Here is a 12341-nt window from a genome sequence, read left to right as displayed (position 1 = left end):
TACTTAAGTATCTTCGAGCGGGTCATTAGCTCAGTTGGTAGAGCAGTGGACTTTTAATCCATTGGTCGATGGTTCGAGTCCATCATGACCCACCATTCAAATTTGGTGTATTACTTAAGTATCTTCGAGCGGGTCATTAGCTCAGTTGGTAGAGCAGTGGACTTTTAATCCATTGGTCGATGGTTCGAGTCCATCATGACCCACCATTCAAATTTGGTGTATTACTTAAGTATCTTCGAGCGGGTCATTAGCTCAGTTGGGTGAGAAAAACGAAGCATCGCTTCGCAGTTTTCGAACGCGAGTCAGGACGACAACGCTAACCGGTAGCCGTTCCCAATCGTCAGGACGACTTAATGGCACTTTAACACCGAGCGGGTCATTAGCTCAGTTGGTAGAGCAGTGGACTTTTAATCCATTGGTCGATGGTTCGAGTCCATCATGACCCACCATTCAAATTTGGTGTATTACTTAAGAATCTTCGAGCGGGTCATTAGCTCAGTTGGGTGAGAAAAACGAAGCACCGCTTCGCAGTTTTCGAACGCGAGTCAGGACGACGAGCCGGGCCCAAGCTTCAGGATGATTTAATGGCACTTTAACACCGAGCGGGTCATTAGCTCAGTTGGTAGAGCAGTGGACTTTTAATCCATTGGTCGATGGTTCGAGTCCATCATGACCCACCATTCTTGTTACTTCTCTCCTTTATCATAATCTTTTAAATATTCCTTCAAAATACCGACTTCAACTAGGATTATCGCCCCGATTTTCGTATAATTCGCGGATATCCCGTATATGTGGACTAGTGGTCGAGAGAATGAGTCTAGCAGAACAAATTATGCCGGAGGATTATATTTTTCCTCCAAAACCTGCCCCTTTAACTAAGCAGGAACAAGCCGAATATAAAACCAGAATTAAAGCGTTGTTAAAAGAAAAGAACGCAGTTTTGGTTGCCCATTACTATACCGATCCCGAGATTCAGGCTCTGGCTGAAGAAACGGGCGGATGTGTCGCTGATTCACTGGAAATGGCGCGTTTTGGTGCCAAGCAACAAGATGCTGATATGATCATCGTTGCCGGTGTACGCTTCATGGGTGAAACGGCCAAGATCCTGACACCAGAAAAAACCGTTGTTATGCCAACTCTGGCAGCAACCTGTTCACTGGATGTAGGTTGCCCTATCGATGCGTTTTCTGCGTTTTGTGATCAACACCCGGACAGAAAAGTGGTTGTGTATGCAAACACCTCAACCGCGGTGAAAGCACGTGCCGACTGGATTGTTACTTCCTCATGTGCACTGGAGATTGTAGAGCATCTGGATTCTGAAGGTGAGAAAATCATCTGGGGCCCTGATAAACACCTGGGCTCTTACATTCAAAAGAAAACCGGTGCGGACATGATCATGTGGAACGGCGCTTGTATCGTTCACGATGAGTTTAAAACCAAGGCACTGAAAGACATGAAGGCATTGCACCCGGATGCTGCAGTATTGGTTCACCCCGAATCGCCGGCTGAAATTGTTGACCTGGCAGATGCCGTTGGTTCAACAAGTCAGTTGATTAAAGCAGCACAGGATATGCCGAATCAGAAATTCATTGTCGCGACTGACCGTGGTATCTTTTACAAAATGCAGCAGCTGTGTCCTGAAAAAGAGTTCTTTGAAGCACCTACTGCGGGTGAAGGGGCTACCTGTAAGAGCTGTGCGCATTGTCCGTGGATGGCGATGAATGGCCTTAAAGCCATTGAAGAAGCGTTGATTGATCCAAATGGCAAAGAAGTCTTCGTTGATATGGCACTACGTGAAGGTGCTTTGCGCTCACTGAATCGCATGTTGGACTTTTCAGCAAGCCTGCAAAAGTAGGCTAAGTTGCTTAGATACTAAGCACTTAGGCGTGTTTTTACAAAAAATACTTGCTAAAGCGTTACGCTTTTCATAGTATTAGCGCCGCACCTTAGCGGTGCTACAGTGCGGAGAGATGGCTGAGTGGCTTAAGGCGCACGACTGGAACTCGTGTATACGTTTATAGCGTATCGAGGGTTCGACTCCCTCTCTCTCCGCCATTCCTAATTTAAAAAAGGCGTCCATCGGACGCCTTTTTGCGTTTTACTTTTTCCTGCCTTATCGGCTAATAGTTTCGGGTGGCGAAACACTTGGTAGTACACTCTTGGTTAAAAAGCCGTTACTATATTCGGCATTAATCGAGTCTGCGAATATCCAATGCAAGAAGAACTACTCAATTCAGTCATCAAAATAACAAAAACTAGAGACATAGATTCACTCGAGTACAGCCTGCTTTCGACGATTCAGGAGCTGGTAGGGTGTAAGCATCTGTGTGTGTATAAAAACTTTAATACTCAGGAAGATCTTGCGGTAGAGCGAAGCATTGGATTAACCATGCATGGAGAGCGGGAATTTGAATGGCTCGACAGGCAAGTGATTGAACAACCTCAGTCCGAGCTGATTTCTTGTTTGCAGTCGTCCTGTATTATCACGGTGCAAAGCGCCGATGGCATAGAAAAGCGCTGGTTGCCTATCAACATCCATGAAACGCCGGTGGGTGCAATAGAAGTGCACTCAGGCGGCCTGAACAGTAGTGAGCAGGTGCTGCTTAACGCCTTTGTGCGCATTTACGAAAACTATCTGACCATTTTGCACGAAAATGAGCGGGATAAACTGACCGGGTTATTGAATCGTCAGACCTTTGAGAAAAAGCTCAAGCAGCTGCTAGAGAAGCAAGTCATAAAACAAAACCGCCACATTCGCGATGATCAGGATCCACGCACATTTCATCAGGGCGCGACATCCTGGCTAGCTATGGTAGACATAGATCACTTTAAACAAGTGAACGACAACTATGGTCATGTCTGCGGTGATGAAGTGCTCCTGCTGGTTGCGCAAAAAATGCAACAGTTCTTCCGTTCAACGGACTTGCTATTTCGCTTTGGTGGTGAAGAGTTTGTTTTAGTGTTTGAACCCACAGATCAGGCGTCCATCGAGGCAAAACTAGAAAAGTTCTTAGCGCTTATTCGCAACACGCACTTTCCGTTTGTAAAGAAGCTGACTGTCAGTGCCGGGCTTGCGCGGATCAGCCCTTATGATTTCCCAATCAATGTATTAGAGAATGCAGACAGAGCTTTGTATTATGCAAAAGAAAATGGCCGCGATCAGCTGGCGTTTTTTGAGGCGCTGTTAAATGAACATAAACTGGAGCGTCATGACGAAGGCTCCGGGATCGACTTGTTTTAAACGGCTCGCACATTCAGCGGTAACACCATTCAGTTACCGCGCCCTTTACTCATTTTCCTCAGGTTACAGGCAATCAGGCACATTGATATTAGCCTGCGAAATCTCTTACACTGACCAAAGCCCGAATACTAGGTTAAAAAGCCCGAGACATCATTATGTTGCATATAATCCAATCAAATCGCATGGAAGCCCTTCAAGCGCAATTTACGACCTTGCTGAAGCAGGCTCCGCTCACGGATCCCTTTGCCAATGACATTGTACTGGTTCAGTCTCCGGGCATGTCTCAGTGGCTTAAGAATGGATTGAGCCGGGATATTGGGTATGCAGCACAGGTTGAGTTTCCGTTGCCACTGAGCTTTATCTGGCAGCTGTATCAACAGTTTTTGCCAGATGTACCGAAAGAGTCGCCGTTTAATAAAAATAACATGAGCTGGAAGCTTTTCACGTTGCTACCACAGCAGCTCTCAAATCCGCTTTACGAGCCGCTCAGAGCCTACCTAGAGGATGCCAGTGACCAGTCGCAAAGTGAGCTAAAGCGCTTTGCTTTGTGTGAGAAAATCGCCGACGTGTATGACCAATATTTAATGTACCGACCAAACTGGTTAGAGCAGTGGGAGCAAGGCACGGATATGCTTGAGGATGTCGATATCAGTATCGCGCCCTGGCAGCCTGATCTGTGGCGGATACTGGTCGCACACACCCATAATCTGGGGCAAAGCCCTTATAACCGGGCTAATATGCACCAGCAACTGCTGACCAAACTGGCCGAAGCCGACTCGACAACGTTGCCTGAGCGGATCTGCATATTTGGTCTTTCAGCCATGGCGACTAACCAGTTAGAGATATTTACCGCACTGGCGCAAAAGAGTGATGTATTACTGTTCTTTTTTAATCCCAGTGAGCACTACTGGGGCGATCTGGTTGATGAGAAAACTCAGGCTAAGATCCTGGCCAAGTATCAGGTAAGGCCAGCGCTGGATGCGCAGCTACAAAAACAATCCGGGGAAGCCAGCTATTACAATACGGGTAATCCCTTGTTGTCCTCTTGGGGTAAGCTTGGGCGAGATTATCTGGAGCAGCTATTGCAAACTGATGCACGCTGGCTGGATGGCTTTGTTGATCAGTTTGGCGACAGTTTGCTGGCCCAGTTACAGCAGGAAATATATCAACTGGCTTTTAAAGGTGAGTCTCTGGTCGATGACCCAAACTGGTACGTAAGTACGCAAGGGCGTCTGCCCATAGATCAGGCGGACAGCTCGTTACTACTGTGTGACTGCCATACCCCTTTGCGTGAAGTTGAGCTGTTACATGATCATTTGCTGGGTTTATTTCATGATGACCCGACGCTGACGCCCAAAGACATCATCGTCATGATGCCAGACGTGGGCACCTATAGCCCGTATATTGAAGCCGTATTTGGCAGTGCATCAGGAGCGAGAAAAATACCTTTTGCACTGGCCGATATGAGCATAGATCAAGAAAAGCCTGTGCTGAACTCGTTTGTAACGTTGGTTGGCCTGCCATTTAGTCGTTTTAGTGTGTCGGATATACTGGACCTGTTGGGGGTTGAACCCATCAGTAACCGCTTTGCTGTTGAGCAGAGTGAATTTGTTCAGATCCAGACCTGGCTTCAACAGGTGGCTGTAAAGTGGGGGCTTAATGGTGAACACAAAGGTGATTATGGATTACCGGAGATTGCTCTCAATACCTGGCGACACGGACTCAGACGGCTGCTTTTGGGGATTGCCAGTGCCGATGAGCTGACGGCGTACAATGAGATATATCCGGCAGACGCGGTAGAAGGCATGGCAGTGAATACATTGAGTAAGCTGATTGCCTTTATTGAAGCGCTGGCACAGGCGCGTGAGCAGTTATTAGTCGCGACACCGCTTAATGAGAAATGTGCAGTGTTGAGACAGGTGCTGGCAGACTTTTACGACCAGGACACAGAGCAGAGCTGGGATCTGATGCAGTTGCATAAGGTGATCGACGGACTGGAAAAGCACTATGAGAATGGTGACTTTTCAGGTGCCGTTGACGCAAAAATTGTGTTGCACCAAGTTCGTCAGGGCATCAAAGACAAGGGCGTGGGGCAACGGTTTTTGGCCGGAGCGGTGAACTTTTGTACTCTAATGCCAATGCGGGCGGTACCGTTTAAAGTTGTTTGCTTGCTGGGTATGAATGATGCCGATTATCCGCGACAATTACAACCCATTGGTTTTGATTTAGTGCCTTATTCGCGACGCCGAAAAGGTGACCGCTCTCGTAAGCTGGATGACCGCTATTTGTTTTTGGAAGCGCTGCTCAGCGCACGCGAGCATCTCTATATCAGTTATCTGGGACGCTCTTGTTACAACAATGAGCCTCAGGTACCGTCGATCCTGGTCAGCGAGTTATGCGAATATCTGGACCGCGCTTTTTGCTATCCAGATGAGTCACTTAAACCCAGTGAGCAGGTATATCGTCAGGTCCCTTTGCAGCCGTTCAGCAATCAGCACTATCAGCCAGGTACTTTGCACAGCTTTAATCCCAACTGGTGCCCGTCACAGCACGAGATACAGAATGAAGTGGCGCAGCAGAGCACTGAGCCTGATATTGAAGTTGAGTTGGCTGAAGAGCTGGAGTTACCCGACTTTTTGCGTGCCTGTCTGGCACCGCAGCGCTGGTTTTATCAACATACACTGGGCGTACGTCTGGTCACGCTGGAAGAGGACACGCCGGACAGTGAACCATTTGCTTTAGATCCTCTGACGCGCTATCAATATCTGGATGAAATTTTGCACAGTGAACTGACCGATGCCCCTTTGCCTGAAGCTCAACTGCTGCAGCGAGCTCAGCTGCCACAGGCTAATGTGGGTGTCGTGGAACTGCAAAAGCTTAAAGGGCGTGTTGCTGCCATGTCGGGGCATTTAAAAGGCGTGATGACTGAGCATGCAGAACCCATAGAAGTATCGCTGCAAATTGGAGCAATACACTTACTAGGCTGGCTTGCCAATGTCTATCAGAGCAAACAGGTATTTTATCGTACAGCCAGTATCAAAGGTAAAGATAGGATCCGTGGCTATTTGATGCACCTGATAGCGAATTGTGTGACCCAGGATATAGAAACCCATATTTATGGGTTGGATGAGCAAGTTGTGTTTGCGCCGCTTAGCCGTGATGAGGCACATACACAGCTGTCAAAATGGCTGGCGTTTTATACCCAGCTGGTTACTCGGGCTGTGCCATTTTTCCCCGCCACCAGTTACGAATATTGTAAAACGCAAGATATGAGCAAAGCCCTGAATAAATTTGTGGGCGGTCAGTACATAGGGTTTGGCGACAGTGAGGACCCTTATGTCGCGTTGAGTTTCCCATCTTTACAGGCGTGTGAAGCCGAGTTTGTTCAGTTGAGTGGTGATCTGCTGACTCCCCTTATTGATCTTGCACAGGAGACCCGCTATGAGACGGCTTGATCCCCAAACCATGCCTCTGTCGGGCCATAACCTGATTGAGGCCAGTGCTGGTACTGGCAAAACTTATACCATTACAGGATTGTATTTGCGTTACTTACTGGGGTTAATTGATATCGAGACTCAAACCACCCCCCTTAGTGTTGAGCAAATCCTGGTGGTGACGTTTACCGATGCTGCCACCCAGGAGATCAAAGATCGGGTACGCAAACGGATCGTGCAGGCACGGGATGCTTTGTTGGGTAGCGAATGCAATGACACGCTGATCATCGAGTTACTGGCTCAAGTGACGGATCAAGAGTCTGCGTATCACTTACTGGATGCTGCCGCTAAGTCCATGGATGAAGCGGCCATTTTCACCATTCATGGCTTTTGCCAGCGTATGCTCAAGCAGCATGCATTTGAATCTAACCTCAGTTTTAATCTGGAATTCATTCTGGATGACAGCGAGTTGTTTAATGCGGCTGTGGAGGATCACTGGCGGCGCTTTGTTTACCCGTTAGACTCAGACAAAACTGAACTGGTTTTATCGCATTTCTCTCATCCGCAGGCGCTTGCAAAACGCCTCTATCCCTTGCTCAAGCGCGGTGACGCCAGATTACAGCCAGAACTGGATCTGGCAGTTGTGCTGGCGCAGCGGGCCGAATATCAAAGCCGCGCAGATAAGTTTAAACAGCAACTGTTAAACTCTGACTTTTTTCAGGTGCTGCGCGACTCCGGCATTGCGAAGAATAAAGCGCCCGGGCGACCTGCCAATATCCAGGCGTTAATCGACTACTGTATGGGGGATGATTGGTATTTTGAGTTTGGTACCAGTAAACATTCCTTTGCTTTATGGGGAGAGGCGCAATTAAGCGATCCGAAGAACTACACTAAAACGGGTAAACCGGTTGTACACCCGGCGCTGGGTTGGTTTGATGAAATGGCGCAGTTACATCAGAGTGTTGCCAGGGGACTGCCTATTGCGTTGTTGCAACATGCACTGGGTGAAGTGCGTGCTCTGATGGCGCAAGCTAAGCTCGAACACAGCCTGATCTCGCCCGATGACTTGCTACAGAATTTACACCAGGCATTGCATGGTGCACAAGGTGAGGCGTTGGCAGACAAAATTGCACAGCTTTATCCGGTCGCTATGATTGATGAGTTTCAGGATACAGATCCGATCCAGTTTGGCATATTTTCACGTGTTTATGGCACTGACAGCAGTTTCGGCCTGACCATGATAGGCGACCCGAAACAGGCCATTTATGGCTTCCGGGGGGCGGACATCTTCACCTATATCGGTGCCAAACATCAGGTCGACGAAGCCCGGCAATTTACACTGGATAAGAACTATCGTTCAGCCAAGCGGGTAGTTGCTGCCGTGAATGCGATTTTTACTGCGCAGGCAGATAGTTTTATATTCAATCGCGACATACCTTTTATTGAAGTTGAGGCGGCAGGTAAAGACGCCGACAATACGTTTACTCTGGATGGTGTTGAACCTGCGGCCCTGCAATTCAACGTACTCGAGGACGACGATTCGCCCGTTACAACCAAAGCCACTGCCTACCCACTGCTGGCGCAGGGATTTGCCGCACAGATTGCGCAGATCCTCACAAAGGCTCAGCGAGGGCATGCTTGTATAGGTCAGCGACCTGTGCTGGCAGCAGATATTTGTGTACTGGTTCGTGACAGGGGAGAAGCGGGCGTTATTAAGCACGCTTTACAGGCGGCAGGTGTAAGCAGCGTATACCTGGCCCGGGACAGTGTTTTTTCGCAGCCCGTGGCCGTTGCTGTTTGGCAGCTATTACACGTGGTGCATGGCAGTTATGATGAAGCCGCTTTGCGTGGTGTACTGGCCGGGCCTTTGTTTGCATTGAGTGAACAGCAAATTTTTGCACTGCGTACCCAGGAAGGGCAGTGGCAGCGTTATCTGATGCAGTTTGCCCACTTGAAACAGCTTTGGTATCAACAGGGAGCCATGGCCACTTTGGAGTCTTTACTGGTAGACAACCAATTAGTCAGATTGTGGCAGCAAGCTGGCTTTGAAGTAGAGCGTTGGCTGACTGATTACCGCCACCTTGCCGAGTTGTTGCAACATAAACAAATCGAACTTGAAGGTACGCAACGGGTCATGCGCTGGTTACAATCTCAGTGTGCTAATCCGAGCTATGAGGGCACTCAGCTGCGTCTGGAGAGTGACGCCGATTTGGTTAAAATTGTTACAATGCATGCGTCTAAAGGGTTGGAGTATCCCCTGGTTTACTTGCCTTTTGCCAGTGCCTATCGGGAGGCCAGCGAAACGATTTACCATGATAATGGAGAGTTGGTGCTGGATCTGGATGCCGACGATAGCGCAAGGCAAAGCGCTGAGCGGGAGCGCCTTGCGGAGGACATTCGGCTGCTTTATGTGGCATTAACGCGGGCGATTCATTTTTGCAGCCTGGGTTTGTATAACTTGCCACTGGGACGCAGTAAAAAACCAGGGATCCAGCAGTGTGCACTGGGGCACGTGTTGTTTGGCAATGATAAAATTACTGAAGCTACACAGTGGCATGAACAGCTTCGCAGCTTATGTTCAGGCCATGAGGGGATGGCTTATCAATCACTGCAGGTTGTACCTTGTGTTTATCAGCCAAAGCGGACAGAGTCGCTTCAGCGTTTACAGAGTCGAGCCGTCGAAGTGGTGATTGAACAAAACTGGCGAATGACCAGCTTTAGTCAGCTGAGTTATCACGAGACAAGTGCTGAACGGCCAGTGGGGGCGCAAGATGAAAACCACAAAATTGATTTACCTGAACCCAATGTGATCAAGCGTTATACACCTTACACTTTTGTTAAAGGCGCCCGGGCAGGGAGTTGTTTGCATGAAATTTTCGAGCAGATTGATTTCACGGCGCCACACGCACCCACCCGGCCAGAAAAGCTGACTCTGGCTGAGGCAACTCAGGCTTGCCTGGAAAAATATCACCTGGACATTGTCTGGCAGGAAACGCTTGAGCACTGGATTGAGGGGTGTTTACATGCGCCCTTAATGCCTTTACCAGAGCTGACTTTGGGCCAGTTGTCAGTATCTGACTGCCTGGTAGAAATGGAGTTTCAGCTACCCCTGAAGCGTTTGTCCTATACCCGGCTCAACAAGTTAGTTGCGCAAATCACGGGCGTACCTAGTCATCTGCGCTTTGATGAGGTGCAGGGCATGTTAAAAGGCTTTATTGATCTGATTTTTGTCTGGCAGGGGCGATATTTTATCCTCGATTATAAATCGAATTATTTGGGCGACACGGCGGCAGATTACCAGGCCGACAATCTGGCTCTGGCGATGAGCTCGCACCAGTACCATCTTCAGTATCTGATTTATTCTGTTGCCTTGCATCGACTATTAAAACACCGGCTAGCAGATTACAACCCTCAGCAGCACCTTGGCGGTGTGTATTATCTGTTTTTGCGTGCGTTACCGGACGGTGCCGGCTGTTTCTTTACGCAACTGGATGAAAGCACGTTATTACAATTGGACGCCTTATTTGATGCGGGAGAACAAAAATGACGCAGGGGATGTTTGAATTTCAGTCTGATGATCTGGATCATCAGGCATATATTGCGCTGCTGATTCATACCCGACGCGTGCGTGCTGCCGACGTCGCCCTGGCAAAGCTGTTGTGTCAGGAGCAATTTGACGCGGTGTTTTATCTTGTTTTGTTGCTGCAACGGGCTGAACAGAGTCAGCATACCTGCCTGTTGCTGGCAGACATCGACTGGCAGAACCCTTTTTCGTTAAGTGCTGAAGAGGTGACAGTCTTTACGGCCATGTCAGGCGCAGCGCATGCTTTGCCCTATACGCCGTTTGATAGTCCGGATGCTGCCCTCGGTGCGTTGCAATCACACCCTGCGGTTGGAGAAAGCAAGCCGTTAAGGTTATTTTCAGGCCGGTTATACCTGGCGCGATTGGCAGAATATGAAGCGTACCTGAGTAGCCGTTTTTTACAGATGGCCCGGCAACCTATCCAACTCAATGAATCACAATTAAGTGGGTTACTGGATCAGTATTTCCCCAGTGGCAATGCTGAGGGGGTAGACTGGCAAAAGGTCGCTTGTGCAATGGCTGCATCGAGCGGGTTTTGCGTGATCACCGGAGGTCCGGGAACCGGTAAAACCACCACAGTGACTAAGTTACTGGCTATCTTACAATCTCTGTATACCGAGGTGCCACTGAGTATCAAGCTGGTGGCTCCAACCGGCAAAGCGGCTGCCAGGCTCAGCGAATCAATTATTGGGGCGAAAGGGCGTTTGGCGTTGGCCCCCGAACTGGCCAGCCTGATCCCCGAACAGGCGCAAACGGTGCATCGTTTGCTTGGCGTGATCCCACATACCAATCGCTTTATTCATCACGAGCAAAACCCGTTGCATATCGATTTGCTGATAGTAGACGAAGCGTCAATGGTCGATCTGGCTTTGATGAGCAAGCTGGTCAGGGCACTGCCTGCTCATGCCAGACTGATCCTGCTGGGCGATAAAGATCAACTGGCGTCGGTAGATACCGGCAGTATTCTGAGTGATTTGTGCGAGCATTTAAAGTTGGGGTCACAGCCCGCCTATACTGCCAGCCGTGCGGCGTTTTTAAATCAGGTGTGTTTTGCGGGCCAGGCTGTGTTAAAAGGCAAGGCAACGCGTTATGCACTGGCTGATGCCACAGCGTTTTTACAACAAAGCCACCGCTTTAAAAGTGACAGTGGGATAGGCCAGCTGGCGAGTGCGGTGAATTACAACCTGCCCGAGCGACTACAACAGGTGATCAACCACGGCTTCAGCGATTTGAGTTTTTATGGGTTGAGTGTGGAGCAATACAATGCGCTGTTGGAACGAGCGGCTGATCATTACAGTCGATACCTGACGGCCATTACGGATAAACGAGAGCCTGAGGAGGTGCATGGGCTGTTTAGTCAATATCAGCTGCTGGCCGCTGTCAGAGAGGGCCCGTATGGTGTCTCTGAGCTGAATAAGCGAATTGAGCAGAAGCTTGCTCAGCGTGGACTGATTGCGCCTTATAATCGTTTCTATGCCGGGATGCCGATTATGATCACGCAAAATGATTATCAGCTAAAACTTTTTAATGGTGATATTGGCATTCTACTGCCTGACGAGCAAGGTCAGCTCTACGCGACCTTTATCGACGAGCAAAATATTGTCAGGCACTTTTACCCGGCGCGACTTCCGAGTTTTGAGTTGGTGTATGCCATGACGATACACAAGTCACAGGGGTCGGAGTTTGATTATACGGCGCTGATCTTGCCGCCTATTCAGCGTGCAGGCAAAGGGGTAAATCGCCAGTTGGTGTACACAGGAATTACACGCGCAAAGCGACATCTGGAGCTCAATTGTCAGCCACAAGTATTACAACTGTCTATGCAAGCGCAAGCCGGGCGGCATTCAGGAATGTCGGATAGGTTACGATTGGGTTAAATTTATGTTTTTATCTTGTTTGTTTTTTTCTTTGGTCTACAGTAGTAGGTAACGGAGATGACAGACAGTGTTCATCACCGTTGATAACCCAGTGATTTATGCCGCCAGTCGCCTGGCGGCATTTTTATTTTTCCTTCCCGGACGTTGTATAGGCCACATATTGGTACAGTGTTGACTTTTTCAGCAGATTGTTGCTTTATAAAATA

At 48.8% G+C, this 12341-nt stretch carries 5 protein-coding genes and 5 tRNA genes; all 10 read left to right on the top strand.

All coding sequences use genetic code 11. The features are described 5' to 3' along the window. The first annotated feature begins 19 nt into the window (after positions 1–19). The 10 genes from QNM19_RS08925 (at position 20) to recD (ending at position 12135) form a co-directional block, all read left to right on the top strand. Positions 20–95 (top strand) — tRNA-Lys (locus QNM19_RS08925). A gap of 35 nt (positions 96–130) precedes the next feature. After that, positions 131–206: transfer RNA gene (locus QNM19_RS08920), tRNA-Lys, on the top strand. Between the two features lie 167 nt (positions 207–373). Then, positions 374–449: transfer RNA gene (locus tag QNM19_RS08915), tRNA-Lys, on the top strand. A 155-nt stretch (positions 450–604) separates the two neighbouring features. Next, a tRNA-Lys gene (locus tag QNM19_RS08910) sits at positions 605–680 on the top strand. A gap of 131 nt (positions 681–811) precedes the next feature. Further along, positions 812–1855, top strand: a complete 1044-nt coding sequence (gene nadA / locus QNM19_RS08905) for a quinolinate synthase NadA (RefSeq protein ID WP_049865302.1) — start codon at positions 812–814, stop codon at positions 1853–1855. Between the two features lie 109 nt (positions 1856–1964). Then, positions 1965–2055: transfer RNA gene (locus tag QNM19_RS08900), tRNA-Ser, on the top strand. 157 nt (positions 2056–2212) lie between these two features. Continuing rightward, positions 2213–3241, top strand: coding sequence for a GGDEF domain-containing protein (locus QNM19_RS08895; protein WP_284026607.1), 1029 nt, complete (start codon positions 2213–2215; stop codon positions 3239–3241). Between the two features lie 155 nt (positions 3242–3396). Beyond that, positions 3397–6696 (top strand): exodeoxyribonuclease V subunit gamma, encoded by a 3300-nt coding sequence (recC, locus tag QNM19_RS08890; protein ID WP_284026606.1) that lies wholly within the window; start codon positions 3397–3399, stop codon positions 6694–6696. Continuing rightward, the gene (recB, locus tag QNM19_RS08885; protein WP_049865301.1) at positions 6683–10222 is read left to right on the top strand and encodes an exodeoxyribonuclease V subunit beta; all 3540 of its coding nucleotides are present in this window, start codon (positions 6683–6685) and stop codon (positions 10220–10222) included. Before recC ends, recB begins: the two co-directional genes overlap by 14 nt. Beyond that, positions 10219–12135, top strand: coding sequence for an exodeoxyribonuclease V subunit alpha (gene recD / locus QNM19_RS08880; protein WP_049865300.1), 1917 nt, complete (start codon positions 10219–10221; stop codon positions 12133–12135). Before recB ends, recD begins: the two co-directional genes overlap by 4 nt. Positions 12136–12341: the final 206 nt, after the last annotated feature.

It is taken from the genome of Pseudoalteromonas ardens, assembly GCF_030125445.1.
Taxonomy (GTDB): domain Bacteria; phylum Pseudomonadota; class Gammaproteobacteria; order Enterobacterales; family Alteromonadaceae; genus Pseudoalteromonas; species Pseudoalteromonas ardens.
The sequence above is the reverse complement of the archived record's forward strand: the minus strand, read 5'-3'. Positions and strand labels throughout refer to the sequence as shown.

Excerpts from the sequence above, each read along its gene's own strand:
- nadA (WP_049865302.1), top strand. The coding sequence starts at position 812 with ATGAGTCTAGCAGAACAAATTATGCCGGAGGATTATATTTTTCCTCCA.
- QNM19_RS08895 (WP_284026607.1), top strand. The coding sequence starts at position 2,213 with ATGCAAGAAGAACTACTCAATTCAGTCATCAAAATAACAAAAACTAGA.
- recC (WP_284026606.1), top strand. The coding sequence starts at position 3,397 with ATGTTGCATATAATCCAATCAAATCGCATGGAAGCCCTTCAAGCGCAA.
- recB (WP_049865301.1), top strand. The coding sequence starts at position 6,683 with ATGAGACGGCTTGATCCCCAAACCATGCCTCTGTCGGGCCATAACCTG.
- recD (WP_049865300.1), top strand. The coding sequence starts at position 10,219 with ATGACGCAGGGGATGTTTGAATTTCAGTCTGATGATCTGGATCATCAG.